The sequence below is a fragment of the Azospirillum sp. TSH64 genome, assembly GCF_003116035.1.
Classification (GTDB): domain Bacteria; phylum Pseudomonadota; class Alphaproteobacteria; order Azospirillales; family Azospirillaceae; genus Azospirillum.
This window is the reverse complement of the sequence record NZ_LGQW01000015.1, coordinates 2,320,350-2,345,264: the sequence shown is the minus strand read 5'-3', so window position 1 is coordinate 2,345,264 and position 24,915 is coordinate 2,320,350. Positions and strand designations below refer to the sequence as shown.

At 68.0% G+C, this 24,915-nt stretch carries 21 protein-coding genes; 13 read left to right on the top strand and 8 right to left on the bottom strand.

Annotation, left to right across the window (positions count from 1 at the left end; translation table 11 throughout):
- Positions 1-159: 159 nt before the first annotated feature.
- The gene (locus TSH64_RS12155) at positions 160-1,623 is read right to left on the bottom strand and encodes a hybrid sensor histidine kinase/response regulator (RefSeq protein ID WP_109452574.1); all 1,464 of its coding nucleotides are present in this window, start codon (positions 1,621-1,623) and stop codon (positions 160-162) included.
- A gap of 260 nt (positions 1,624-1,883) precedes the next feature.
- Here TSH64_RS12155 and TSH64_RS12150 point away from each other — a divergent pair, with 260 nt between their 5' ends.
- The 3 genes from TSH64_RS12150 to TSH64_RS12140 all read left to right on the top strand — a co-directional run bounded on the left by TSH64_RS12150 (position 1,884) and on the right by TSH64_RS12140 (position 4,968).
- Positions 1,884-3,494 carry a PAS domain-containing sensor histidine kinase gene (locus tag TSH64_RS12150; RefSeq protein WP_247872901.1) on the top strand — a complete coding sequence of 537 codons (1,611 nt, stop codon included), beginning with the start codon at positions 1,884-1,886 and terminating at the stop codon, positions 3,492-3,494.
- Between the two features lie 129 nt (positions 3,495-3,623).
- Positions 3,624-4,115 carry an MmcB family DNA repair protein gene (locus TSH64_RS12145; RefSeq protein ID WP_109445322.1) on the top strand — a complete coding sequence of 164 codons (492 nt, stop codon included), beginning with the start codon at positions 3,624-3,626 and terminating at the stop codon, positions 4,113-4,115.
- Positions 4,116-4,200: 85 nt separating this feature from the next.
- Entirely contained in the window at positions 4,201-4,968 is a 768-nt protein-coding gene (locus TSH64_RS12140; RefSeq protein ID WP_109445321.1) for a response regulator, read from the top strand.
- Between the two features lie 32 nt (positions 4,969-5,000).
- Here TSH64_RS12140 and TSH64_RS12135 read toward each other — a convergent pair whose 3' ends face one another.
- Complete coding sequence (locus tag TSH64_RS12135) at positions 5,001-6,269, bottom strand: D-alanyl-D-alanine carboxypeptidase (RefSeq protein WP_109445320.1); 1,269 nt, start codon at positions 6,267-6,269, stop codon at positions 5,001-5,003.
- A 476-nt stretch (positions 6,270-6,745) separates the two neighbouring features.
- Here TSH64_RS12135 and TSH64_RS12130 point away from each other — a divergent pair, with 476 nt between their 5' ends.
- Complete coding sequence (locus tag TSH64_RS12130) at positions 6,746-7,507, top strand: hypothetical protein (protein ID WP_247872900.1); 762 nt, start codon at positions 6,746-6,748, stop codon at positions 7,505-7,507.
- Positions 7,508-7,546: 39 nt separating this feature from the next.
- Here the strand turns inward: TSH64_RS12130 and TSH64_RS12125 are convergent, their stop codons facing one another.
- Positions 7,547-8,308, bottom strand: a complete 762-nt coding sequence (locus tag TSH64_RS12125; protein WP_109445318.1) for a peptidase — start codon at positions 8,306-8,308, stop codon at positions 7,547-7,549.
- Between the two features lie 500 nt (positions 8,309-8,808).
- On the opposite strand from TSH64_RS12125, the gene phaP reads away from it, so the two are divergent.
- The 5 genes from phaP (at position 8,809) to TSH64_RS12100 (ending at position 14,173) form a co-directional block, all read left to right on the top strand.
- The gene (phaP, locus tag TSH64_RS12120) at positions 8,809-9,333 is read left to right on the top strand and encodes a TIGR01841 family phasin (protein WP_109445317.1); all 525 of its coding nucleotides are present in this window, start codon (positions 8,809-8,811) and stop codon (positions 9,331-9,333) included.
- Positions 9,334-9,661: 328 nt separating this feature from the next.
- Entirely contained in the window at positions 9,662-10,141 is a 480-nt protein-coding gene (locus tag TSH64_RS12115; RefSeq protein WP_109445316.1) for a phasin family protein, read from the top strand.
- Between the two features lie 343 nt (positions 10,142-10,484).
- Positions 10,485-10,811 (top strand): ATP-dependent Clp protease adapter ClpS, encoded by a 327-nt coding sequence (gene clpS, locus TSH64_RS12110; RefSeq protein WP_014246998.1) that lies wholly within the window; start codon positions 10,485-10,487, stop codon positions 10,809-10,811.
- A gap of 8 nt (positions 10,812-10,819) precedes the next feature.
- A complete protein-coding gene (gene clpA, locus TSH64_RS12105) occupies positions 10,820-13,135 on the top strand; it encodes an ATP-dependent Clp protease ATP-binding subunit ClpA (RefSeq protein WP_109445315.1) in 2,316 nt (771 codons plus the stop codon).
- Positions 13,136-13,384: 249 nt separating this feature from the next.
- Positions 13,385-14,173 (top strand): NAD kinase, encoded by a 789-nt coding sequence (locus TSH64_RS12100; RefSeq protein WP_109452570.1) that lies wholly within the window; start codon positions 13,385-13,387, stop codon positions 14,171-14,173.
- 16 nt (positions 14,174-14,189) lie between these two features.
- On the opposite strand, the gene TSH64_RS12095 is transcribed toward TSH64_RS12100, so the two are convergent.
- From TSH64_RS12095 to TSH64_RS12085, 3 genes are read right to left on the bottom strand one after another with little or no spacing between them, the layout of a single operon-like run.
- Entirely contained in the window at positions 14,190-15,377 is a 1,188-nt protein-coding gene (locus tag TSH64_RS12095; protein ID WP_109445314.1) for a fused response regulator/phosphatase, read from the bottom strand.
- Positions 15,378-15,387: 10 nt separating this feature from the next.
- The gene (locus TSH64_RS12090; RefSeq protein WP_109445313.1) at positions 15,388-16,191 is read right to left on the bottom strand and encodes an ATP-binding protein; all 804 of its coding nucleotides are present in this window, start codon (positions 16,189-16,191) and stop codon (positions 15,388-15,390) included.
- A 48-nt stretch (positions 16,192-16,239) separates the two neighbouring features.
- The gene (locus TSH64_RS12085; protein ID WP_109445312.1) at positions 16,240-16,545 is read right to left on the bottom strand and encodes an STAS domain-containing protein; all 306 of its coding nucleotides are present in this window, start codon (positions 16,543-16,545) and stop codon (positions 16,240-16,242) included.
- Between the two features lie 305 nt (positions 16,546-16,850).
- Here TSH64_RS12085 and TSH64_RS12080 point away from each other — a divergent pair, with 305 nt between their 5' ends.
- From TSH64_RS12080 to TSH64_RS12070, 3 genes are read left to right on the top strand one after another with little or no spacing between them, the layout of a single operon-like run.
- A complete protein-coding gene (locus TSH64_RS12080; RefSeq protein WP_109445311.1) occupies positions 16,851-19,253 on the top strand; it encodes an ATP-binding protein in 2,403 nt (800 codons plus the stop codon).
- Positions 19,250-21,904 carry an ATP-binding protein gene (locus TSH64_RS36610; RefSeq protein ID WP_109445310.1) on the top strand — a complete coding sequence of 885 codons (2,655 nt, stop codon included), beginning with the start codon at positions 19,250-19,252 and terminating at the stop codon, positions 21,902-21,904. Before TSH64_RS12080 ends, TSH64_RS36610 begins: the two co-directional genes overlap by 4 nt.
- A complete protein-coding gene (locus tag TSH64_RS12070; protein ID WP_109445309.1) occupies positions 21,901-23,286 on the top strand; it encodes a DUF1329 domain-containing protein in 1,386 nt (461 codons plus the stop codon). The genes TSH64_RS36610 and TSH64_RS12070 overlap by 4 nt, the downstream gene beginning before the upstream one ends.
- A gap of 30 nt (positions 23,287-23,316) precedes the next feature.
- On the opposite strand, the gene TSH64_RS12065 is transcribed toward TSH64_RS12070, so the two are convergent.
- Together TSH64_RS12065 and TSH64_RS35835 are read right to left on the bottom strand one after the other, a co-directional pair.
- A complete protein-coding gene (locus TSH64_RS12065) occupies positions 23,317-23,964 on the bottom strand; it encodes a hypothetical protein (protein ID WP_109445308.1) in 648 nt (215 codons plus the stop codon).
- A gap of 96 nt (positions 23,965-24,060) precedes the next feature.
- Positions 24,061-24,204 (bottom strand): hypothetical protein, encoded by a 144-nt coding sequence (locus TSH64_RS35835; RefSeq protein ID WP_199237544.1) that lies wholly within the window; start codon positions 24,202-24,204, stop codon positions 24,061-24,063.
- Positions 24,205-24,325: 121 nt separating this feature from the next.
- On the opposite strand from TSH64_RS35835, the gene TSH64_RS12060 reads away from it, so the two are divergent.
- Positions 24,326-24,901 (top strand): ankyrin repeat domain-containing protein, encoded by a 576-nt coding sequence (locus TSH64_RS12060; RefSeq protein ID WP_109445307.1) that lies wholly within the window; start codon positions 24,326-24,328, stop codon positions 24,899-24,901.
- The last annotated feature ends 14 nt before the right edge of the window (positions 24,902-24,915 follow it).

The following is a 24,915-nucleotide window of genomic DNA, read 5'->3' as shown; positions in this document are numbered from 1 at the left end:
GCGTTGAGGGAAACGGACGAAAGTTTGTTGCACTTCGCCGTATCCTTCGGTCTCTGTTTCAGAAATGTCATTGCGCTGCACAAAACCTCAATGGTTTCGACTCTCCATCTTTTGCTTACTTACCCCGAATCCATTCAACTGGCATTCTAGTCTTTGTTATCAGAGTGGATCATGCCCGAGCAGACGGACCACGGCGGCACGCAGGGCAAGCGGGGCCACCGGCTTGTGCAGCAGCGGATAACCGGACAGCCGCGCCTCGCGCAGCCGCTTGGGGTCGGTGTCGCCGGTCAGGATCATTCCCGGAACCGGACGGTCGAACAGCTTGACGATCTGCCGGATCGCGACGATGCCGTTGGCGGCTCCCTTCAGCCGCAGATCGGATATGACGAGGTGAAAGTGCTCGGGCGCCGGGCCGAGCCGTTCGACAGCCATGTCGTAGGAGTCCGCGCCGACCACGCTGCATCCCCATTGCCCGAGCAGCGCTTCCAGCGCCGCCAGCACCATGGGGTCGTCCTCGATCACCAGGATGCGGGTGCAGCTGATGTCGGTGGTGCCGCCGTCCGACGCCGGTGCCCCGGCTGCCGCGCTCTCCGCCTGCGCGGACGCGTCCGCCCCTTCGGCGGCATGTTCGACGGATATGGGGACAAGGACGGCGAAGACGGTGCCCCGCCCCTCCTCCGCGCAGACCTCCAGCCCGAGGCCGAGCTTGCGGGCAAGGCCACGAACGAGGGTCAGGTCCAGGCCGAGCGCCCCTCCCCCTTCCCCGACCGGCTTCGCCAGCTCAGTCCGCAGGGCCGCCAGCCGCTGCGACGACAGGCCACGGCCGCTGTCCCATACCTCGACGCGCAGGCGGTCGCCGCGCAGGCGGCAGCCCAGCAGCACGCGGCCCCGCACCGTGCCGCGCAAGGCATTGGCGACCAGCCCGTGCAGCAGGCGCTCCAACAGTGCGGAGTCGGTCCGCACCATCGCCGAACAGGGCATCACGGAGAAGCGCAGACCGCGGTCGGCGAAGCGCGGCGCCACCTCCAGCGCCAGGCGCATCAGGAGGCCGTTCACCGCGTGGGTGCGGATGTCCGGCTCCATCAGGCCGCTTTCCAGGCGGACGAGGTCGAAATGGCCATCGACCATGCTGCGCATCGATTCCACCGCCTGGGCCATCGAGTGCAGCAGGTCGCGCCCCTCGCCAAGCCGGCTTTCAGCCACCCTGCTTTCCGCCACTCCGGCATCCAGCCGGCCATCCAGCGTGCCGATCAGCAGCGAGAGCGCGGCCAGAGGCTGGCGCAGGTCATGGCTCGCCGCCGCGAACAGCCTGTCGGCCGGATCGGGCATCCGCCGGACCGCAGGGGAGCCGGCATTCAAAGAGACGGACGAAAGCGACGCGTCGAACCGCCACACCGCCCCCCCGCCGGCAAGCCGCAGCACCTGGCGGTCGGGCATCATGTGCGGTCCGGCGGACGGGAACAGGCTGGCCTCCAGCTCGTCGGCCGGCATGCCGGCGGTCAGGCGTCCGGCCAGCAGCGGAAGGGCTGCGGCCGCCGGCGTCCAGTCGGCGAGCCGTCCGTCGGTCCCGAACACCAGAAGGGCCGGCCCCGCACTGCCGGCATCGTCGTGGCTGCCCTTCACCGTCACACCTGCGTCCCAACCCTCACGCTCCGATAAGACTAGAGACTATGGAAGGCACAGCCCGTTGCAAAGCCCGCCATTGGGCAGATGGAACGCGAAGATCATAACGGTCACCTCAATCAAACCTTTCGTTGCTTTTTCGGTAAACCCCATGCATTGAAGGGGCTCTTCATCTGATTTGTTACAATTCGACAAATATTCGGCAACATATTTGATTCGGCCTTCAGCGTTTCTTAGGAATAGGCCGCAATGATCGCCGGATGGATTGCGACACGCAGACTTGTGCCGATGCCGGGCGGGGCGGGACCGCGGCCGAGGAACTCCCGCCTGCCGATCCTCTGCTGCTCGCCATGCTGCATCTGCCCGATGCGGTTGCAGTGCTCAAGGCGCACCACGACTGCACAGGTGCGCTGACCGACCTGGAATGGCTGTCCGCCAACCCGGCGGCGGAGCGGCTGATGGGCATCGCCCCGCTGACAGGCCGGCGGCTGCGCGGCGGCGGCATCGATGCCGCCTGCCCCGGCCTGTTCGCGGCTCTGGCCGATGCCCTGCACGGCCCGGTGGAGCGCACCGTCGCGGCGCGGCGCGGCACGACGCCGGTGCGCTGGCGGGTATCGGCCGGTCCTGCACCCGTCGGGTTGTGCGCCGTGTTGACCGACCTTGGCCCCGAAACGCCGACGGTGGCCGAAGCGCTGGCCGAAAGCCTGACCGCAGCGCTCGAGCACAGCGCAGAGAGCTTTGCCCTGTTCGACCATGAGGACCGGCTGGTCCATGCCAACGGCCGGCTGAAGAGGGATCTGCCCGATGTGGCCGACCGGCTGGTTCCCGGCGTTGCGTTCTCGGAGTTGGCCCACCGCTTCGCCCTGACCGACCCGCGCCTGACCACCGAGGAGGAGCGCCGCGCCTGGGTGGCGGCGCGGCTGGAGCGCCATCGCCGCCTGGAACCGCCGATGGTGGTGCCGTTGCCCGACGGACGCTGGCTGCTCAGCCGCGAACATGCGGTGCCGGGCGGCGTACTGGTCCACTACACCGACGTCACCACGCTGAAGCTGAACGAGGAGCGGCTGCGCATCCGCGAGGCGGAGGCCAGAACCGCCCGCGCCGAGGCGGAAAGCGCCAGCCGCGCCAAAAGCGCCTTCCTGGCCCAGATGAGCCACGAGTTGCGGACCCCGCTGAACGCCGTGCTCGGCTTTTCGGAGATGCTGCTGTCCGAGGCGTTCGGGCCGCTGGGCAATCCCCGCTACCGCAGCTATGCCGGCGACATCCGCGATGCGGGAACCCATCTGCTGGCGCTGATCGACGACATCCTGGAACTGTCGCGCCTGGATGGCGGCGGCATGCCGATGGCCGAGGAGGGGGTGGACCTCGACATGCTGTCGCTGCGCGTCGTCTCCGCCCTGCAGGAGGTGGCGAAGGAAGGCGACGTCCAATTGCGCCGCGAGGTGCCCGCCGACCTGCCGCTTCTGCAGGGCGACGCCCAGGCGTTGACCCAGATGCTGACCAATCTGCTATCGAACGCCGTCACCCACACCCGTCCCGGCGGCGAGGTGATGCTGACGGCCCATCTGATGCCGGACGGCGGGATCGGGCTGATGGTGGCCGACACCGGCGTGGGCATCCCGAGCGCCGAGCTTCCGCGCATCCTCCACCCGTTCGAACCGCCGGACTCCACGATCGCCCGCAACTCCCGCGGGACCGGGCTGGGGCTGCCCATCGTCAAGCGGCTTGTCGAGATGCATGGCGGACGGATGGAACTGACCAGCCAGCCCGGCGTCGGCACCGCGGTCGTGCTGGTCTTCCCCGCCGACCGCAGCCTGCCGCGCGACCGCTGCCGGCCGGCGCCCCTGCCTCCGGTCATTCTGCCCGGCTGATTCTGTCGGGCTAAATTCGGCGCGCCGATTGCCCGCATCCACCTTTTGCCCCTTGGCGGGGACGGGACGACAGGTCATTGTGGGCATCATGTTCCCTACACGTTCCTGTTTCGATGGTGGCACCGCGTCATGAGCGACGACATTGCCGTTCCGGTTTCCGACACCGAGGCCAGCTTCCCGGCTGTGGGTGCGCCGCCGATCTTCCGCGGCGTCCGGCGGGCGCTGGCGACACGCGGCTATGCCAGCCTGACCGAATTCCGTTTGGCGAGCGGCCGGCGGGCCGATGTGCTCGCCATCGACGAGGCCGGCAACATCCTGATCGTCGAGGTGAAGAGCGGTGTGCCCGATTTCCGCTCCGACCAGAAATGGCAGGAATATCGGGAATGGTGCGACGCTTTCTATTTCGCGGTCGATGACGGCTTCCCGACCGAACTGATCCCTGAGGATTGCGGCTTGATCGTCGCCGATGCCTACGGCGCCGAAGTCCTGCGCGAGGCTCCAGTCGCCAAGCTGGCGGCCGCCCGCCGCAAGACCCTGCTGCTGCGCGCCGCGATGACGGGCGCCGGGCGGCTGCACCGGATCGAGGATCCAATGTTTACCCAATCCTCGCCGACCGTGTGACCCGGCCACCCGACCGCGGGGATGCGGAGGGGCGCGGAACCGGCTAGACTGCGGCCACCATATCAACCTGGGAGAGCGGACCGGCATGCCGGCGGACCAGATGGGCGCAGCACACCCCTTGCACATCCTGCTGGCGGAGGACGAGACGGTCACCCGCCTTGCCGCCCGCGTCCTGCTGGAGCGCGCCGGCCATCGGGTGCTGGCGGTGGAAGACGGACCGGCCGCCGTCGCCGCCGCGGCGGCCGATGCCTTCGACCTGATCCTGATGGATCTCGGCCTGCCCGGCCTGCCGGGCGACGAGGCCGTCCGCGCCATCCGCCGCCAGTCCGGCGGCGGCACCCCCCGTATCCTGATGCTGACCGCCAGCGCCACCAGCGAAGGCCAGGACCGCTGTGACGGCTGCGGCGCCGATGGCACGCTGATCAAGCCGCTGCGGCTCGACGCCCTGTTGGCGGCGCTGAGCCGCGGAGCGCAGGCCAGGACGCCGGCAGCCGAGCCGGCAGCCGAGCCGGCGTTCGACGAGCGCGCCATCGGGACGATGCAGGAGATGTTGCCCGCCGCCCGCGTCGCCGAACTGATTGACAAGACGGCGGCGGTGCTGCGCCAGCATGGGCAGACGCTGGACGAGGCGCTGAAAGACGGCGACCGGACGACCGCCGGGGCGATGGCCCACAAGATCGCCGGCGTGTCCGGGCAATATGGCTGCGTCGCCCTGCGCCGGGCCGCGCGCGCTCTGGAAAAGGAGCTGGAGGAACCGGGCGCCGATACGGGCGGCCAGGCCGGTGAATTGGCCGGCATGCTGACGCCGGCGCTTGAATTCCTGGAACGCTGCGCTGCCGCGGCGCGGGGATGACTTACCCCGGCCGGCGGCAGTCAGCCTGTTCTTCAGCCCCGCTCGCCGGGCGAAACGGCGACGCAGTGGTGACCGTGCTTGGTCAGGACCGCGCAGGCCTTGCGGGCATCCTTCTCGTCCATGCCGGTCAGACGGGCACGATAGACGGTGTCCTTGCCGGTCTTGGCCTCGACCACGCTGGCCTTGGCCGTGCGCAGCAGGAAGGGTGCCTGCTTGACGGCCTGCGACACCGCCTTGTTGCCCGCCGCCTTGCTGGAGAAGGCGCCGACCTGGACACCCCAATGCGAGGCGTTGCCGCCACGGGTGGACTTCTCCTCTCGGGTCGGCGCGGCGGGGATCGCCGCCGGAACCGCCGCGGTCTGCAGCGAGGCGCGGACGACCGGCTTGGTCTTGACCTCGACCTCCTCGTCGTCATCGTCCCCTTCGCCGTCGATGGCGTCGGACCGGGTGGTGTCGAGGCTCGCCATCACCGGCGCGTCGTCGCGGCCACGGTTGGGCCGGCCGAAGGCCTGATCGAGCAGCGCCGCCATCCTGTTGTCGCGCGACACCGCAGACTTGCCGCCCAGCACAACGCCGACCAGACGCCGCCCGTCCCGCACCGCCGAGGCGGCGAGGTTGAAGCCGGACGCCACGGTATAGCCGGTCTTGATGCCGTCCATACCCTCGTAGCGGGACATCAGGTGGTTGTGGTTGGCCAGGGTGCGGCCGCCATAGACGAAGTTGCGGCGGCTGAAATAGGGGTAGTACTTCGCATGGTCGCGCATCAGCGCGCGGGACAGATAGGAATAGTCGCGGGCGGTCGTCACCTGCTCCATGTTCGGCAGGCCCGAGGCGTTGCGGTAAACGGTGTGGCGCATGCCCAGTTCGCGTGCCTTGCGCGTCATCATCTCGGCGAAGCGCGACTCGGTGCCGCCCAGCGCCTCCGCCAGCACCACGGCGGCGTCGTTGGCCGACTTGGTGACGAGGCCGAGGATCGCCGTCTCCACCTTCAGCGTCTGGCCGGCGCGCAGGCCGAGCTTGGTCGGCGTCATGCTCTCCGCCCAGGACGAGACCGGCAACTGCTGGTCGAGGGTCAGGCGACCGTCCTCCAGCGCGTCGAAGGTCAGATAGAGCGTCATCATCTTGGTCAGCGACGCCGGATGGGTGATCGCGTCGGCGTCCTGGTCGATCAGCACCTGCCCGGTGCGGGCATCGACGACGATGGCGGCGGCCTTGGCCGCCAGCGCCTCGGCGGCGGACAGGCCGGACCCGACGGCAACCATCCCCAGCAGCGCGGCCGCCGCGAGCAGATGGCGCCCCATACCCGCCGAACTCCGCCCGCCGGCCGTATCCGCCGCGCGAAAGGCGAACGGAAACAATCCGTTACGAACGGTGTTGCGCGTTACACTCATGATGGCCCCGCCAACCGCTAGATCTTGGTGCTTGGTTCAATGGTAAATTCGTGCGAAATCAGTGTCTAGCATGAATTCGTTAATTTACTGCTTTGGCTTTTCGCAGTTTCTGTGGCCAAAATCGCGGGTCCTGCATGTAGAGGGAAGGAACGGCGGGGACGGCACGGCGGAAGGGTTGCGGCACGGCGCAAACGGAAGGGGCAAACGGATTACCGGCGTCCCCCGACAGGCCAAAGCCCACCGGTGTCCGGAGATCGGGTCTTGCCGCCACGTCCTTCGTTCTCCACCTACCAGGGGCCGCCGACGCGAGGCAAGCGACAATGAGCCGTGGTCATCAAAGAACCGTTCCGGCCGCCTTTTTTTCCCGCGGGGGTGACCGCCGGGCCATGGTCCGCGCAACCGCCAGGATGACGGGGGTTGCCGCCATGGCGGCGACGCTGCTCGCGCTGGCCGGTTGCAGCTCCGTCGGGCCGACCGACAACCCGGTGGCGCGCAAGCTGACCTGGTTCAGCTACCTCAACGGCGACGACCTGCGGTCCCGCTGCGGCAAGGACAGCGCCGACCGCTACCGGCTGATCTTCAATGCCGACTACAACCGGCATGTCCGCACCTACGACATCGTCGGCGACATGGACCGCGGCGGCGCCGCGGTCGAAGCCCACGTGATCGAGGCGACCGACCTCGCCCGCCTGACGCTGGCCGATCCGTTCTCCGCCGCGCGCGGCAACACGGCGACCCTGCAACTGAGCGCCGCCCAGTTCGACAGCTTCGTCGGCCGCCTGCGCGAGGACGGGGTGTTCGACCCGCCGCCCCAGGGCTTGCGCTTGCCGTCCAACGGCTTTTACTGGCTGATCAACGGCTGCCGGGCCGGGCAGTGGTTCTTCACCGCCTACCCCTACCCGTCCAGCCGCTTCACCGACGCCCGGTTCCCGGAGCTGCTGCGCAGCATCGACCCGACCGGCATCGCCTATCCCGGCCTGCCGGCTCCCGACGAGGCTCCGCGCACCCTGCCCTCCTCCGGCCAGTTGGCGGACGGAGGCGTGTTCTTCGAGGTGCAGATCGGGCGCGACGGGCTGGGCCACTATGGGCTGGTGGGCCCGACCGCCCCCTTCGGGGCGCTGCTGCTGAGCGCCCTTCCGGGGAAATGAGCAAAACCGACGGTGGCAGCCACGGGTGACCGGCGGGGTTCAGACGGCCTCTTCGGCCGGCTGGCGCGGGCGCATGTCTTCCGGGACCAGCGTCTCGACCCAGGGGCCGTCCGGCATGCGCCGGGCCAGTTCGGTCAGGTTGCGGTTCCACCACTGGCGCTGTTCGGCAAGGTCGTCATAGTCGTAGTTCGACTGGCGCCAGCTGCGCGAGTCGGCATGGTAGGACACCATGTCGATGGGGAAGCCGACATCGTTGCTGGAGAAACGCGTGCTGTCGAAGGACAGGTAGGCCAGCTTCAGCGCCGTCTGCATGTCGGTGCCGTAGGTCAGCGCCCGGTCCAGGATCGGCTTGCCATAGGCGGTGGCGCCGATCGAAAGATAGGGGGTGCGCTCGTCGACCTCGATCCAGTTGCCCTCCGGATAGACCAGGAACATGTAGGGTTCGCGGTCTTCGGCCAGCTGGCCGCCGATGATGGCGTGCAGGTTGAAGTGCAGCTTCGACGCCTCCAGCGATTCCCTGTCCTCCGCGGCGACTTGCCGCAGGCAGGCGGTGAAGGCCGAAACCGCGTCCAGCATGGTCGAATAGGACTCGCCCCGGCGCTTTTGCATGTCGCGGCGCAGATAGGCCAGCGTCTTGTCGCGCACGCTGCGCAGGCCGGAGTTCATGATGAAGAAGCGGTCGCCGCCGCTTCCCATCATCGTCACCTTACGGGCCGACGAAAGCTGCGATCCGCTGGTGATCCGGCCGTCCGACAGACCGATCAGGCCGTCGCGGGTCTTGATGCCAAGGCAGTAGGTCATGATCGAAATGGTCCCGAAGATGCGGCCTGAAGAGCGGATGGTCCGGCACGCCGCGTCCAAGCGCCGCACCTGACCTATGGCCGAGGCGAATCCCGCCCGCGGCCAAGCTACACTTGTCCCAGCGCCGGTAAAGCCTTCGTTAAGGACATCCGCCATCAGGGCCGCTTTCAAGGACTTGAGGCGGGTTCCGCCCGGTCCGGCAACGGGAAAGGCGCGGTCGTCATCGAAGCGTCACGCCATAGGGGTATGCTGCGGCGCAAGAGACTAGGCCGGGCACCCCCGAACGGACAGTTGACACCGCCCCATGCTTAGCCCATAAAATCCTTATATTGCAGTGCAGCATTCTGGCGCCCTTCCCTTGTGTGGAAAGACGGCGGTTGAGGGCTGCACAACGTAAAAAACTCAAACGCACACCGCTGCCGGCAGGCTCCTCGCCACGCTTTGCGGCGGACGGGTCTCATCAACCAAACGCCGGCATCAGCCAGGAAGGAACGCACGCCATGAACCAGTTCACGCCGAAGTCGATCGAGAACGTCGCCGCCCAGGCCAAGGAGCAGTATGAGGGTCTGGTGAAGGCCGGCCAGGAACAGACGGTCAAGCAGTTCGAGCAGACCGCGACCGCCGCCAAGGAGCAGTTCGAGAAGACCGCCGCCCAGCTGCTGAAGAGCTATGAGGACCTTCAGGCCACCGGCAAGGCCAATGTCGAGGCGCTGATCGCCAGCAGCACCATCGCCGCCAAGGGCGCCGAGGATCTGGGCCGCGAGGTCGTCGCCTACGGCCAGTCTGCGCTGGACAAGTCCATCACCACCGGCAAGGCGCTGCTGACTGCCCGCACCATCCAGGAGGTGGTGGAGCTGCAGAACGATTTCCTGAAGACCAGCTTCGACTCGCTGCTGGCCGAGACCACCCGCCTGCAGGAGCTGTCGACCAAGGTCACCAACGAGGCGCTGGCCCCGCTGAACGCCCGCGTCACCGCGACGGTCGAAACCTTCTCCAAGCCGATCGTCAAGCCGATCGCCGCCTGAGCGGCCCCATCGGATGGCACGTGACGGCCGGGATCCAGCCATGGATCCCGGCATCGCAAACGGCCCGGCAACCTCCACGCGGTTGCCGGGCCGTTCTGCGTTAAGCCCCCTACGCTCCCGCCGGATTTTCGCGCGGAAGTTTTTTGTGCAATGCACAATGCCCATTGACTCCCCGCGCCGCTTTCCTTATCTTCAGCTTATGTTGCAGTGCAGCATACTTCGGGCGCCCGCCCTGTCGGGGTCCGAGGGTTTCAACCCACTCCGCAATCGGCCGCCGCACCGTCGGGGCCGCGCGGTTGACCCCTTATAGAGCGCGAGGAGCATAGCCATGTCCGACCAGATCGCCGCCGTCACCAAGTCCGTCGAAGACGCCATCGCCACTGCCAAGCAGAATCTGGAAGGCCTGGTGAAGGCCCAGCAGGAGCAGATCGAGAAGGCCTCCGCCAAGGTGCTGAAGGGCTATGACGAGCTGACCGTTCTCACCAAGGAGAATGTCGATGCGCTCGTGAAGTCCGGCACCGTCGTCGCCAAGGGCGCGGAAGAGGCCGGCAAGCAGGTCGCCGCCTTCACCCAGTCCTCGCTGGAGAAGAGCGTGTCGAACGCCAAGGCCGTGCTGGCGGTGAAGACGATCCAGGAACTGGTCGAACTGCAGAGCGCCTTCACCAAGGCCAGCCTCGATGCATTCGTGTCGGAGAGCACCAAGCTGCAGGAGCTGACCGTCAAGGTCGCCAACGAGGCGCTGGCCCCGCTGAACGCGCGCGTCAACGCCACGGTCGAGGTCCTGTCGAAGAAGCCGGTCGCCGCCTGACCGGTCCGACTCTCCTGCTTTCTTGACCGGTGGGCAGGCAATGCCCACCTGAAGGACCGCATCGCAGCGGCCCGGCATCCCGCCTTGGGATGCCGGGCCGTTTTGCGTTTCCGGCCGCGGCCCTCCTCCAACGGTCGGAAGGCCCCTTGATCGGGGTAGGGTTTTCCGCCGATTGCGGCCATTTCCGAAGCGGTGTCTCCTATTACGGAGTAGCGGAAGGGCCTGTGGTCCAAAGGAGGGTCTGCCAAATGGAGGTCAGCTGAAAACGGCCCCTTCCCACCGCGCCCGAAATGACCATATCATTCCCAGTGAAAGTGCATCGCGATGACATTCGACTGGGACCATGGCCGACTCTGACAAGCAGGGCAACGACGGCACTAACAGCGGCGTGGTCGTCAAGGCCAAGCCGAAGACCAAGAAGCCGTCGATGTACAAGGTGTTGATGCTGAACGACGATTACACTCCCATGGAGTTCGTCGTTCTCGTTCTCGAACGCTTCTTCAGCAAATCGCGGGAGGAAGCGACACAGATCATGCTGCATGTGCACCGGCGGGGTGTGGGGTTGTGCGGCGTGTTCACCTACGAGGTGGCGGAGACGAAAGTCACGCAGGTGATGGACTTTGCGCGCCAGAACCAGCACCCGCTGCAATGCACGTTAGAAAAGGATTAGACCCACACATGCTGTCGCGTAACCTGGAACAGACGCTGCACCGAGCCCTGGCCCACGCGAACGAGCGCAGGCATGAATACGCGACGCTCGAACATCTGCTTCTCGCGTTGACCGAAGACTCCGATGCTACCGCCGTCTTGCGCGCTTGCGGGATCGATCTCGACCGACTGCGCGCGGAACTGTCGGATTACCTCGACAATGAATTGGCGAACCTTATCACGAACAGGCCCGATGATGCCAAGCCGACGGCTGGTTTCCAGCGGGTTCTGCAGCGTGCGGCCATCCACGTCCAGTCGTCGGGACGTGAGGAGGTGACGGGAGCAAATGTGCTCGTTGCCTTGTTCTCTGAACGCGAGAGCCACGCGGTTTACTTCCTGCAGGAGCAGGAGATGACCAGGTTCGATGCGGTCAACTACATCTCTCACGGAATCGCGAAGGCTCCGGGCCGCTCGGAAACAAAGCGTGTCTCGGGCGCTGACGACGAGGCGGCGGCGGAGAAGGTCGTGAAAAAAGGCAGCGAAGCGCTAGACGCATATTGCGTCAACCTGAACAAGAAGGCGTCCGGCGGGAAGATCGATCCGCTGATCGGCCGGGAGCAGGAGGTCGAACGGACCATCCAGATCCTGTGCCGGCGGTCGAAGAACAACCCGCTCTACGTCGGCGACCCCGGTGTCGGCAAGACCGCCATCGCAGAGGGCCTCGCCCGCCGCATCGTGCAGCAGGAAGTGCCGGAGGTGCTGCGCAACGCCACCATCTTCGCGCTCGACATGGGCTCGCTGCTGGCCGGCACGCGCTACCGCGGCGATTTCGAGGAGCGTCTGAAGGCCGTCGTGTCCGAACTCGAGGCGACGGAGGGGGCGATCCTCTTCATCGACGAGATCCACACGGTGATCGGCGCCGGCGCCACCTCGGGCGGTGCGATGGATGCCTCGAACCTGCTGAAGCCGGCGCTGGCGTCGGGTTCGCTGCGCTGCATCGGCTCGACCACCTACAAGGAATACCGCAGCTACTTCGAGAAGGACCGGGCGCTGGTCCGCCGCTTCCAGAAGATCGACGTCAACGAGCCGTCGGTCGAGGATGCGATCAAGATCCTCCAGGGCCTGAAGCCTTATTACGAGAAGCACCACAAGGTCACCTACACCAACGACGCCATTCGCGTCGCGGTGGAGCTGTCGGCCAAGTACATCGGCGACCGCAAGCTGCCCGACAAGGCCATCGACATCATCGACGAGGTCGGTGCGGCGCAGATGCTGCTGCCGGAGAACAAGCGCCGCAAGAAGATCGGCGTGAAGGACGTGGAGGCGGTGGTCGCCAAAATCGCCCGCATCCCGCCGAAGTCGGTCAGCCGCGACGACAAGGAAACGCTGCTGAACCTTGAACGCGACCTGAAGACCATGGTCTTCGGCCAGAACAAGGCGATCGACGCGCTGGTCTCCGCGATCAAGCTGGCGAGAGCCGGCCTGCGCGAGCCGGAGAAGCCCATCGGCAACTACCTGTTCACCGGCCCGACCGGTGTCGGCAAGACCGAGGTGGCCCGCCAGCTCGCCATGACGCTGGGCATCGAGCTGACCCGTTTCGACATGTCCGAGTACATGGAGCGGCACACGGTGTCGCGCCTGATCGGCGCCCCTCCGGGCTATGTCGGCTTCGACCAGGGCGGCATGCTGACCGACGCCATCGACCAGCACCCGCACTGCGTCCTGCTGCTGGACGAGATCGAGAAGGCCCATCCGGATCTGTTCAACATCCTGTTGCAGATCATGGACCACGGCAAGCTGACCGATCACAACGGCAAGATCGTCGATTTCCGCAACGTCATCCTGATCATGACCTCGAACGCCGGGGCCGCCGACATGGCGAAGCCCGCCATCGGCTTCGAGCGTGACCGCCGGGTCGGCGAGGACATCGAAGCGGTCGAGAAGATGTTCACGCCGGAGTTCCGCAACCGTCTCGACGCGATCATCCCGTTCGCGCCGCTGACGCAGGAGGTCATCAACCGCGTCGTCGACAAGTTCATCATGCAGATGGAAGCGCAGCTGGAAGACCGCGGCGTGTCCATCGAGCTGAACGAGGAGGCCCGCGAGTGGCTGGGCAAGAAGGGCTACGACCCGCTCTACGGCGCCCGCCCGCTCGGCCGCGTGATCCAGGAGTACATCAAGAAGCCGCTGGCGGAAGAGCTGCTGTTCGGCAAGCTCAGCAAGGGCGGCCTGGTCAAGGTCACCGTCAAGGACGACAAGCCGGCCTTCGATTATACCGAAGGCAACCGGCCGAAGCGCACCTCCGGCGACGATGACGAGGAGATGGTGTCGGAGATGGTCGAGTAAGGTCGGCCCATCGGTCCACCGACCCGTTCCGCATGGCAAAAAAGGGGACCGTCCGCGGTCCCCTTTTTCGTTGTGCGGCCAATGGGTACGGCCGACGGATGCGCTCTTTTGCATCGGGTCGTCACCGCGTGATACTTTTGCGCGAAGGCCCGACTGCGGTATGGTCGCGCCATGACCGAATCCGCCGCCACGCCGCCCGCCGTCGATCAATCCGGCCTTGTCCAGTCCGCAGATGCGCAGGCGCCGCTGATGCCGGCCCCCGATGCGCTGCGCATCGCATTTTCCTGCGCCGACACGGACGAGGCGCGCTCCGCCCGCACCCGGCTGGTCCATCGCTACGGCAATGCCATGGCGGACGAAGCCGACGTGATCGTGGCGCTGGGCGGCGACGGATTCCTGCTGGAAACCCTGCACCGGGCGCTAACCCGCAACCGCGAACGGCCGACTCCGGTCTATGGCATGAACCGCGGCTCGGTCGGCTTCCTGCTGAACGCCTACCGCGAGGAGGATCTGGCGGAGCGGATCGTGGCGTCCCAGCATGTCCGACTGCATCCGCTGCGCATGGTGGCGACGCGGGTGAATGGCGAGCGGGTCGAGGCGCTCGGCATCAACGAGGTTTCCCTTCTGCGCGAGACGCGGCAGGCAGCCAAGCTGCGCATCACCATCGACGGTGTCATCCGGCTGCCGGAGCTGATCTGCGACGGCGCGCTGGTGGCGACGCCGGCGGGCAGCACCGCTTACAACCTGTCGGCCCACGGCCCCATCGTGCCGCTGAATGCCGGCGTTCTGGCGCTGACCCCGATCAGCGCCTTCCGCCCGCGGCGCTGGCGTGGCGCGCTGCTGCCGCACACTGCCAAGATCACCTTCGACGTGCTGGAGGAAGGCAAGCGCCCGGTCAGCGCCGTCGCCGACTTCACCGAGGTGCGCGAGGTTCTGCGGGTCGAGGTCCAGGAATGCCGCGAGGTCGGCCTGACCCTGCTGTTCGACCCGGAACTGAACTTTGAAGAGCGCATCCTGAAGGAACAGTTCGCGCCGTAAGGCTCGCATCCCTACGTCACGCCCGCCGCGCAACCCACACGGCGGTCAGGTCGTCGCGCAGCGGCAGGCTGGTGCGGGCATAGAAGCTGTCCATCATCGGCCGCAGCGGGTGCTGGCGGTCGCGGGCCAGCGCGTCGCGGACGAAATCGGGCACGGCGCCCTGCCCCAGCGGGGCATGCCCGTCGCCGCCGCATTCGATCAGCGCATCGCTGTACAGGAACAGGAAGCCGCCGCGCGGCAGGCGGTGGCTCTGGTCGACATACTGCGCCCGGCGCGAGGCGCCGAGCACCAGCCCGGCCGAGTCGAGCAGGCGGATGTCGGGTCCGTTTCCCTTCGCGCCCACCGGCGTCCCCAGCACCGGGTTGGGCGAGCCCGCCGCGGCGAAGGTCAGCGTGTCGATGGCGAGGTCGAGGATGCCGAAGAAGGCGGTGGCGAACTGCCCCGTCGGCAGCACGTCCTTCAGTGCGCCGTTCAATTGGGTCAGCCATTGCGACGGCGCCATATGCTGCATCGGAAAGCGGTCGATCAGCGTGTGCAGGCGGAAGGTGTTGATCGCCGCGGTGATGCCGTGCCCGGCGAAATCGATCATCAGCAGCCCCAGCCGGCGGTCGCCCAGCGGATAGAGGCCCCAGAAATCGCCGCCCAGCTCCGACGAGGTCTCGAAATGGGCGTCCAGCGTCAGCCCGTAGCGGTCCGCCACCTCGGCAAGCTTGCGGGTCTCCGGCAGAAGCGAGGTCTGCATGGCGCGGGCATGCGACAGCTCGCGCTGGACCCGTTCGTGGAACGCGGCGAGATCGTTGAACAGCTTGCGTTTTTCCAGCTGGTGGCGGACACGCGCCACGCATTCGCCGGGCTTGATCGGCTTGGAGATGAAATCGCTGCCGCCGGCCTCGAAACAGCGCACCTGCTCCTCGTCGCTGTCCAGCGCGGTCTGGAACAGCACGGGAAGCTGCTCGTGCGTCGCGTTGCGGCGCAGCGCCTCGCACATCTCCCAGCCGTTCATCACCGGCATGTCGACGTCCAGCAGGACAAGGTCGGGGCGGAAGCGGTCGACCGCCGCCAGCCCTTCCCGGCCGTTCTCGGCGAAGGCGATCTCGGCGATGCCGGCGCGGCGGATCACCAGGGCCAGCGATTTGCGGTTGAATTCGTTGTCGTCGACGATCAGGACGCGGCAGTCCGACAGCGACAAAGCGGGCGCGGCCATGGACGCTCCGTCAGCGGTCGAACTGCAGGACGGTGCACCGCCCGCCATCGGTCACCGTCACCCGCGAGGCCAGCGTCCGCATGAAGACGAAGCCGCGGCCCGACCGCGCCTTGTTGCCGGTGGTCGCCGGGGCCAGCGCGGTGTCGAAGCCGCCGCCCTGGTCCACCACCGCAATGGCGATGCAGCGCCCGTTCCAGCGGCAGAAGATGTCCAGCCGCCGCCGCGTCACGGCGGGATCGTCCAGCCGGTCGCGCATCATCTCGCTGAACCGGCGATAGCCGCCCGGCTCTCCCTTCACCGCGCTGGACAGGCCCAGATTGCCGTGGACGATGGCGTTGGCGACGGCCTCGTGGAGGCAAAGCTCCACATTGGACCGGCGCTGCGGATCCAGAACGCCGCGCCGCACCAGCTCGTCGCAGACCAGCACCGGGCATTGCAGGCCATAGGCGGTGCCGGTGGTCAGCGACAGGTAGAATCCGGGACACTCGGGATCGTCCGCCGCCGGTGCCCCCGACCAGTCGTCGAGCGGGGCCGCCGCCTCGTCGGCGCCCTCTCCCAACTCGACCATCAGAAAGGGGCTGCGGTCGAAGGCGGCGCGCAGACGGTCGCGGTCGGCCCGCTCCATCAGCAGCGTTTCGACCGCCCGGTCCGGCAGCAGCCGCCTGGTTGCCATGGCGTCGTCCTGCTGGTCCTGAACCGTCCCGGCGAAGCGCGACGCGACGCGGGCGGCCATGTCGGCAGGCACCCGGTCGCGCAACAGGCTGAAGCCGCGGAGTGCCGGTTCGGTCGGGCAGTCGTGATGAGCGGCGTCCATGCGGCAAACTCCCCTGGGACAAGGACCGGCGGGCCAGGACTCGGCGGTTTACGATTCGATGGTGATGATCTCGCCCAGCCGCGCCAGATCGATCGACCGCTTCACGTCACCCAGGGGATGGCGGACGATCATCTTGATGTTACGGCTCTCGGTCTCCTCCTGGAGGATCAGCAACATCCCGAGCCCGGCGGAGTCGATGAAGTCCAGCTTCGACATGTCGATGACGAAGCGCCGTGCACGGGACTGCTCCACCAGTTCGACGATGTCCCTGAGCCGGTCATGGTCGGTGAATTCGAGGCGGCCCGTCAGCCAGACCTCGGTCGCATCGACTGTAATGGTCGTCTTGAAATCCATAGGTCCTCTCAAGATCCTCTTTACCCGGTCCGCAGCCCTGGCCGCACCCATACAAATGCGCGCGAAACCAAGGCAATCCGCCTATGCACAGTAGTGCAAGCACTCATCCGGCCTCAAGTCCCGATACCGTAATCGGATAAACGCTCTCCCCCGGCGCGACACTTTTCCTCCGCTTCCAGCCGCCGGGACGCAACCCGCATGGACGGGCGGCCGACGACGGGGTAGAACGTCCCTGGGGAGGTGCGCGCTCCGCGTGCCGCGCCGCCGCCAGCCGCCCTATCGACGAACCTCCGGAACGGCAAGGCATGACCAGGATCGTTGAGGCATGGCGGCGCATACCGACCGTATCGGCCAAGTTCCTGCTGATCCTGGTGCCCAGCCTCGTGGTCGCGGTTTCGCTGTTCTCGGCCCTGTTCTTCTATGACCGCTACAAGGATTTGCAGGCGGCGTTGCGGGAGAAGGTGGCGACCATCGCCGACATCAACGCGGCGGCGCTGTCCAACAATCTGTGGACCTTCGACGTCCAGGCCATCCGCAACGTCATCCAGGCCATCGGCGCCAACCGGGAGCTTGTCTGCGTCGAGGTGAGCGACGATCTGGCCGACGGGCTGTTCGCCTGGCCGGGGCCGAGCTGTCCCTTGAGCAGCGACGCCAACATCGAACGGCGGCCGGTCCGGGTCCAGAACCTCCAGGTCGGCACCATCACCCTGCATTACAGCCACGACGTCGTCCGCGAGCAGCTGCGGCAGGAGGTGGTGAACACCGCGGTGCTGCTTCTGCTGATGCTGGCCGGCACCATAGCGGCGGCGCTGGCGGCGCTGCGGCTGACGGTGGGCCGGCCGCTGGGGCGGCTGATCGCCTCCATCCTCGAATCGGAACGGGGCGGCGGGCACCAGCCGGTGGACTGGCGCGCCGCCGACGAGCTTGGGCGGGTGATCCAGGCCCACAACGCCATGCTCGCCCGGCTGGGACAGGAGGAGGCCGCCCTGCGCAAGAGCGAGCAGCGGCTGGCGCTGGCCATCACCGCCACCCGGTCCTCCGTCTGGGATTACGACCTGCGCAGCGGGCAATATTGGTGGTCGAAGGAATTCCCCGCCCTGCTCGGCTATGGCCCGAGCGAGCTGCCGATGACGGCGGCGACCTGGTCCTCGCTGCTGCATCCGGACGAGGCGGAGCGGGTGATGCAGGAGTCGCGGCGCCGGGTGCGCGACCGCGCCATGGCCTACACCGCCGTCTACCGCATGCGCCGGCGCGACGGCCGGTGGGCCTGGATCGAAGACCGCGCCACCGCCCAGCGCGACCCCGACGGCCGCGCCCGCCGCCTGACCGGAACCATGTCCGACGTCACCGAACGGGTGCGGGCCGAACTGGATCTGGCCCATGAGCGCAACGTGCTGCAGGTCACGCTGGACAACACCGACCAGGGCATCATCAAGGTCGACGGCAACGGGCGGGTGGTGACGGCGAACCGCCGCGCCGCGGAGCTGCTGAACATCCCGCCCGAGGTGCTGGCCGGCAACCCGCGCTTCGCCGACGTCGTGGCGCTCCAGCGCCGCCAGGGCGAGTTCGGCGAGATGGGCGACGACCCCGACCTGTATCTCAGCTACGGCATCGGCACGGAGGGCAGCGGACGCGGCTCCGACACCGATACGGATGGCGGCTTCGGAATGCAGCCGGGCGAGCCGGCGGGGATGATCGACCAGCCCTTCACCTTCAAGCGCCGCCGGCCCGACGGCCGCATCGTCGAGGTGCGCACCAACCCGCTGCCGGAGGGCGGATTCGTCCGCACCCTGACCGACGTGACGGTGGAAGCCCGGTCGGCCGAGGAAATCTTCAATGCAATGCAGGAGTTGGAACGCGCCTATGCCGATTTGAAGGAGACGCAGGCCAATCTGGTCCAGGCCGAGAAGATGGCCTCGCTCGCCCTGCTGGTCGCCGGCGTCGCGCATGAGATCAACACCCCGATCGGCATCGCCTTCGGCTGCGCCACACATCTGTCGGGCCGGACCGGCATGCTGGCCGAGGGGTTCGAGCGCGGGACGATGAAGAAGTCGGAGCTTGCCGCCTATGTCGCCACCGCCAGCGAATCCTCCCGCCTGATCGAACAGAACCTGACCCGTGCCGCGGAGCTGATCCAGAGCTTCAAACGGGTCGCCGTCGACCAGACCAGCGAGGAGCGCCGCCGCTTCGACCTGCTGGCCTATCTGGAGGAGGTGGTGACCTCGCTCGGCCCCACCCTGCGCAAGAGCCGCCACCGGGTTGCCATCGCCTGCTCGCCCGGCATCCTGATGGACAGCTTCCCCGGTGCGCTGAGCCAGGTGGTGACCAATCTGGTGATGAACGCGCTGACCCACGCCTTCCCGGCGGACAGCAGGGGGCACATGGTCATCGACGTGGACGAGGTGGCCGAGGGCGAGGTGGAGATCCGCTTCGCCGACGACGGAGTCGGCATCGCCGCGGAAAACCTGCCTAAGGTGTTCGAACCCTTCTTCACCACCCGGCGCGGGTCGGGCGGCAGCGGCCTGGGGCTGCACATCGTGTTCAATCTGGTCACCCAGTCGCTGGGCGGGCGGATCTCGGTTGACAGCGTTCCCGGCGATGGAACTACCTTCACCCTGCGCATTCCGAAGACCGTCATCCCCCCCGGCAGTCCTGCCGCCGCCACGCCTTCGCCGCCGCCCGTACCGCTGGAGACCGAACCCGCATGAGCACCGGCGCCTACGACGACGACGAAATCCTGTTCGCCGACGAGGAGACGGACGGCGCTGCACCCGATCCCGGCGAGGCGGCCACCGGCGCGGAGCCGGTCGACCCGGCGGCCCCACCCTGGGTGATCCTGGTGGTTGACGACGAGTCCGACGTCCATTCCATGACCGGGCTGCTGCTGGCCGACGTCGCCTTCCAGCGGCGGCGGCTGGACCTCGTCAGCTGCTTCACCGCGGCGGACGCCCGCACCGTGCTGGAAAGCCGGAACGACATCGCCGTGGTCCTGCTCGACGTGGTGATGGAGGAGGATGATTCCGGCCTGAAGCTGGTGCGCTGGATCAGGGACGGGCTGGGCAACCGCGATGTCCGCATCATCCTGCGCACCGGCCAGCCGGGTCAGGCGCCGCAGCGCGACGTGATCGTCGATTACGACATCAACGACTACAAGCCGAAGGCCGACCTGTCGGCGGAAAGCCTGTTCACCGCGGTGATCGCGGCGCTGCGCGCCTTCGACCAGATCCAATCGATCGAAACACGAGTGGCGGAACGCACGCGCGAGCTGCGCGAAAGCCGCGAGCAGGCGGAGGAGGCGACCAAGGCCAAATCCGCCTTCCTCGCCACCATGAGCCACGAGATCCGCACGCCGATGAACGGGGTGCTGGGCATGCTGGGCCTGCTGGAACGGACGGAGCTGGACGAGCACCAGCGCGACACCGTCGGCACCATGCGCGAGTCGGCCAACGCGCTGCTGCGGATCATCGACGACATCCTGGACTTCTCGAAGATCGAAGCCGGGAAGATGGATCTGGAACGGGTGGCGCTGTCGGTCCCGGCGCTGGTGGAGGGGGTGGCGGAAACGCTGGCCCCCGCCGCCGGAGCTAAGGGGCTGGCGCTGCTGACCTATGTCGACCCGGCGATCCCGCAGGCTTTGCTGGGCGATCCGGTGCGGCTGCGCCAGATCCTGTTCAATCTGGCCGGCAACGCCATCAAATTCACCGAGGCCGGCCGCGTCGTGCTGCGCGCCGAGCTTGAGTCGCCCCCGGCAGGGGCGGAGACTCTGCTGCGCATCGCCGTCTGCGACACCGGCATCGGCATCGCCGAGGCGACGCGCCAGCGCCTGTTCCAGCCCTTCACCCAGGCGGAAAGCTCCACCACCCGGCGCTTCGGCGGCACCGGGCTCGGCCTGTCGATCAGCCGCCGGCTGGCGGCGCTGATGGGCGGCGAGATCGGGGTGGAGAGCGAGCCCGGCCTCGGCTCCACCTTCTGGCTGCGCCTGCCCCTGACCGGCACCGCCGCGCCGGATGCGGCGGAGGACGGTCCCGATGCCGTCGATCTGGACGGGCTGACCGTCCTGCTGGGCGTGCCCGACGACACGGAGCGCGGTTTCCTCGCTCGCTATCTGGAGCAGGCCGGCGCCCGCGTGCTGCCCGCCGCCTCCCCGCCCGAACTGGCGGCGCAGGCCCGCATCGCCCGCGAAGCCGGCTGCGCCGTCGGCGTCGTCACCATCGACGAGGCGCTGCACGTGCCCGCCGCCGCCTGCGCGCCGGAGGAGCTTGGCCGCCGCAGCGGCGAGGCCCGGCCACCGGTGGTCCTGCTCTGCCATGAGACGGGCGGCATGCCCGGCCCGGCCTCCCACCCCGCGACGCGCGGGGCGGAAGCCGGCACGGTGGTGCTGAGCCGCCCGCTGCGCCGGCTGGTCCTGCTGCGCGCGGTGGCCGTCGCCACCGGGCGGCTGCATCTCCAGCCGGTTCCCCCCCATTCCCAGCCCCAGTCCTCTGCCCTGCCCTCGCCCGCCACCGCCAGGACCGCGGCAGGCCCAGCCGCCGGCGTCCCCGGCGTGGAGGAGGCGGAAGCCCAGGGGCGCCTGATCCTGGTGGCCGAAGACAATCCGGTGAACCGCAAGGTTCTGCTGATGCAGTTGCAGGCGCTGGGCTATGCCGCGGAGATGGCGCCCGGCGGGGCCGAGGCGCTTGCGGCGCTCGACGCCATGCGGCAGGGCCGCCGGCGTTTCGCCCTGCTGCTGACCGACGTCCAGATGCCGGAGATCGACGGATTCGAGCTGACCCGCCGGATCCGCAGCGACGAACCGTCGGCGGACCGCCTCCCGATTGTCGCCATCACCGCCAATGCCGCTCCGGCCGACATCGAACGCTACCGCGCCGCCGGCATGGACGATGTGCTGAGCAAGCCGCTGGAGCTGTCGCAGTTGGGAGCGACGCTCGCACGCTGGCTGCCGCCGGTCCCCGCCGAGCCAGCCGAGGTCCCGGCACAGGCGCTGCCCGAGGCGCAGCCCGGAGAGTGGATCGAACTCGCCGGCCTGCGCGCGCTGTGCGGCGACGATGCGGAGATGCTGGCGGAACTGCTGGGCGATTTCATCGCCATCGGCCGCGGGGTGATCGCGGATCTGGACAAGGCTCTCGACATGGGCGACCGCGACCGGATGCGGGCTTGCGCCCACAATCTGAAGGGCTCCTCCCGCAATGCCGGCGCCAAGCCGCTGGCCGAGGCCGCCCGCATGCTGGAGCAGTCGGCAACCGAAGGCGCGCCCCTCTCCCGGCTCATGGAGGAGGCCAGCCGGCTGCGCGACAGCTTCGCCGCGACCTGCACCGCCATCGAACGGGAACTGGCTCTCGTGGAGCGGTCGACGGCATGAACGACCCGATGGATTTCCACCCCGACCGGCGCCAAGCACTTGGCCTGCTGCTGGGGGCCGCCGCTTCTGCCGCCGCCCCTTCCGGCGCTCTCGCTCAAAGCGCCCCGGCCGATGTCGGCGTGCCGCGGCTGGGTGAGGAACTGACGGCCTTCGGGGCGGTGCGCGCCGGCAACCGCACGCGGGCGATCCCACCCTGGACCGGCGGGCTGACCGAGGCGCCGCGCGGCTATGTGCCGGACCGCCCGTCGCCCGATCCCTATATCGAGGACGTGCGCTGGTTCACCGTCGGCGCCGCCGATGTCGAGCGCTACAAGGTTCGGCTGACCGCCGGGCAGCAGGCCCTGCTGGTGAAGTTTCCGGACAGCTTTGAACTGGCGCTGTTTCCCAGCCGCCGCAGCGCCGCGGCACCGCAGCGCATCTATGACGCCTCGCTCGCCAATGCCGACCGCGCCAGGCTGGGCGAGAACGGGCTGGCCTTGCGCGATGCGGCGGTCGGCGTGCCCTTCCCGATTCCGGCGAACGGCGTACAGGCGATGTGGAACCACAAGCTGCGCTGGCGTGGCGGTACCCTGTCGCGCACCAGCCTGACGGTGGTGCAGTCCGGCGACGGAACCCGGTCGCTGACCCGGCTGCGCGAGGATATCGCCTCGCCCTATGCCGCCGGGGATGCCGCCGCCCCGCCCCTGCTCTATCGCCGCACGATCCTGGATCCCAAGGAACAGGCGGGCAGCAGCCTGATCGTCCAGGGGACGCTCGACCCCATCGCCGCCCGCACCCGCGCCTGGGTGCGGGAGGGCGAGCGCGGGCGCGTGGTTCCGGCCTCCGACTTCGCCTATGACACGCCCGACCCGGTGACCGGCGGGATCTGCACCGCCGACATGCTGGACATGTTCAGCGGCGCGCTCGACCGCTTCGACTACACGCTGGTGACTCGGCGCGAGATGTACATGCCGTACAACGCCCACCGGCTGACCAACCCCAGCCTGACGATGCGGGACATCCTGTGGCCGCACCATCCCAACCCGCAGTTCCTGCGCTATGAGATGCACCGGGTCTGGGTGGTCGACGCCCGGCTGAAGCCGAACTTCAAGCATTCGCTGCCCGACCGCACCTTTTACCTGGATGAGGACAGCTGGCAGATCCTGGCGTCGGAGCATTACAACGGCAAGGGGGAGCTTCTGCGCTACGCCGAAGCGCACCCGCTGCCGGACTGGCAGGTGCCGGCCCTGGTGCCGACGATGGAGTTCGCCTTCGACCTGACGGCCGACCGCTATGCCGCCCGCGGCGTCGAGAACGGGCTGCCTCCGCCGCGATACGACGCCCCACTGAAGCCGGAGGACTTCACCCCCGAGGCGCTGGTCCGCCGCGGACGGCGGGGGTAGCCGGGGCGGGGGTGAAGCGGCGGCGGACCGTCACATCGATCCGGTCTGCCGCACGTCGTGAACCTCGGCCGGCCGGGTGGTATGGCGGTTCAGGATCTCCAGCGCGATGCGTTCGCGCGCGGCATCGCCGACATTGACCCACAGCAGGATGCCGCCCTTGTCGAGGTGTTGCAGCATCGGCTCGTTGCGCTTGTCGGTGATCCATTGCGACAGGAAAGACCCCGCCGCCCCGCTGCCGACACCCGCCGCTGCGGCAGCGGCTGCGGCGGCCAGTGCGGTGCCGCCGGTGGCGAGCACGGCACCGGTGGCGATGATGGCGCCGACATAGGCGGGGAAGCCGACCGCGGCCCCCTTGCCGCTGCCGACATCCTCCGGCGAGATGTAGGCCTGCCGCGGCGCGTCGGGATCGTGGGCGAGGCTGCCGACGTCGCCCGGCACATCGCCCAGCCGCTCGCGGATCGTCTCGTCATTGGCCAGCAGGCTCAGCTCATGTCGCTGGAAGCCGGCGAGCGTCAGGTCGTCGATGGCGTTCTGCAGGGCATCGCGGCTGTCGAAGACCGCCACGGCCTCGCGCACCGTCGCATCGGTGCTGCCGGCATCGGTGCCGGCGGTTCCGCTGTCTCCCGTCCAGGCACTGGAATCGATCGTGGTCGGGTTCTGGTCGCGGCTCTCGATCATGCCTCCACCCCTTCGCTTGACAGGAAGTCCGAACAATCCGAATCCAACCGGAAAGCGGAGGCAAGGTTCCGTTCAGGGTCGCGATGCGGACTTCGATCAGGGCCGCGATGCAGCTGGCGGAGGCACCGCGCCGCGCGGCTCCGGCATGGTCCCCAGGAACCACCACAGGCCCAGCCCGATCAGCACGGCCTTCACCAGCAGGAACAGCGCGATGTGGCGGGCGAGCGGATTGCGGACCATGGGTTCAACCTGTCGATGCGGACCCGCCGGCGGAGGGGCTGGCGATGAAGGCCGATCTGGCAAAAGCACCGGTGTTCTGGCTAGTATCCGGCACCCATGCTGTCAAGGAAGGATACCCGCCATGAAGCGGCTCCTGATCGCCACCCTGTTCGCCCCTCTGCTTGTGGCCGGCCTGACCGCCGGCTCCGCCGCCCCTGCCCTCGCCCAGATCAGCCTGTTCCAGGACACCGGTCTGATGCAGGCGGTCAATGACGGCGACGTCACCAAGACGAAGGGCGCCCTGTTGCGGGGCGAGAACCCCAACCAGGCGGACATCCATGGCAAGACCGCCCTGCTGGCTGCCGTCGACCGCTCCAGCCCGGCCATCGCCGCCCTGCTGCTGGACAGCGGTGCCAACGTGAACCGCGCCGACAAGGCAGGCATCACCCCGCTGCTGGCCGCGGCCGAGAACGGCAATCCGGAACTGATCGACCTGCTGCTGAAGAAGGGCGCCAAGGTCGACATGGAGAACCGCGAGGGCATGACCCCGCTGATGGTCGCCGCCCGCAACGGCCGGGCCGACGTGGTGGACAAGCTGCTGAAGGCCGGGGCCAAGGTCGACCGTTCCGACTTCACCGGACGGACCGCGCTGAACTGGGCGCAGGAAAGCCGCAACCCCCGCGTAGGAACCTTGCTGCGCCAGGCCGGCGCCCGCTGATCCCCCTGCCCCAC

Bases quoted from the DNA above. Each gene is read 5' to 3' on its own strand.
- TSH64_RS12150 (WP_247872901.1), top strand. From the start codon at position 1,884: ATGGATTGCGACACGCAGACTTGTGCCGATGCCGGGCGGGGCGGGACC.
- TSH64_RS12145 (WP_109445322.1), top strand. From the start codon at position 3,624: ATGAGCGACGACATTGCCGTTCCGGTTTCCGACACCGAGGCCAGCTTC.
- TSH64_RS12140 (WP_109445321.1), top strand. From the start codon at position 4,201: ATGCCGGCGGACCAGATGGGCGCAGCACACCCCTTGCACATCCTGCTG.
- TSH64_RS12135 (WP_109445320.1), bottom strand. From the start codon at position 6,269: ATGGGGCGCCATCTGCTCGCGGCGGCCGCGCTGCTGGGGATGGTTGCC.
- TSH64_RS12130 (WP_247872900.1), top strand. From the start codon at position 6,746: ATGGTCCGCGCAACCGCCAGGATGACGGGGGTTGCCGCCATGGCGGCG.
- TSH64_RS12125 (WP_109445318.1), bottom strand. From the start codon at position 8,308: ATGACCTACTGCCTTGGCATCAAGACCCGCGACGGCCTGATCGGTCTG.
- phaP (WP_109445317.1), top strand. From the start codon at position 8,809: ATGAACCAGTTCACGCCGAAGTCGATCGAGAACGTCGCCGCCCAGGCC.
- TSH64_RS12115 (WP_109445316.1), top strand. From the start codon at position 9,662: ATGTCCGACCAGATCGCCGCCGTCACCAAGTCCGTCGAAGACGCCATC.
- clpS (WP_014246998.1), top strand. From the start codon at position 10,485: ATGGCCGACTCTGACAAGCAGGGCAACGACGGCACTAACAGCGGCGTG.
- clpA (WP_109445315.1), top strand. From the start codon at position 10,820: ATGCTGTCGCGTAACCTGGAACAGACGCTGCACCGAGCCCTGGCCCAC.
- TSH64_RS12100 (WP_109452570.1), top strand. From the start codon at position 13,385: ATGCCGGCCCCCGATGCGCTGCGCATCGCATTTTCCTGCGCCGACACG.
- TSH64_RS12095 (WP_109445314.1), bottom strand. From the start codon at position 15,377: ATGGCCGCGCCCGCTTTGTCGCTGTCGGACTGCCGCGTCCTGATCGTC.
- TSH64_RS12090 (WP_109445313.1), bottom strand. From the start codon at position 16,191: ATGGACGCCGCTCATCACGACTGCCCGACCGAACCGGCACTCCGCGGC.
- TSH64_RS12085 (WP_109445312.1), bottom strand. From the start codon at position 16,545: ATGGATTTCAAGACGACCATTACAGTCGATGCGACCGAGGTCTGGCTG.
- TSH64_RS12080 (WP_109445311.1), top strand. From the start codon at position 16,851: ATGACCAGGATCGTTGAGGCATGGCGGCGCATACCGACCGTATCGGCC.
- TSH64_RS36610 (WP_109445310.1), top strand. From the start codon at position 19,250: ATGAGCACCGGCGCCTACGACGACGACGAAATCCTGTTCGCCGACGAG.
- TSH64_RS12070 (WP_109445309.1), top strand. From the start codon at position 21,901: ATGAACGACCCGATGGATTTCCACCCCGACCGGCGCCAAGCACTTGGC.
- TSH64_RS12065 (WP_109445308.1), bottom strand. From the start codon at position 23,964: ATGATCGAGAGCCGCGACCAGAACCCGACCACGATCGATTCCAGTGCC.
- TSH64_RS35835 (WP_199237544.1), bottom strand. From the start codon at position 24,204: ATGGTCCGCAATCCGCTCGCCCGCCACATCGCGCTGTTCCTGCTGGTG.
- TSH64_RS12060 (WP_109445307.1), top strand. From the start codon at position 24,326: ATGAAGCGGCTCCTGATCGCCACCCTGTTCGCCCCTCTGCTTGTGGCC.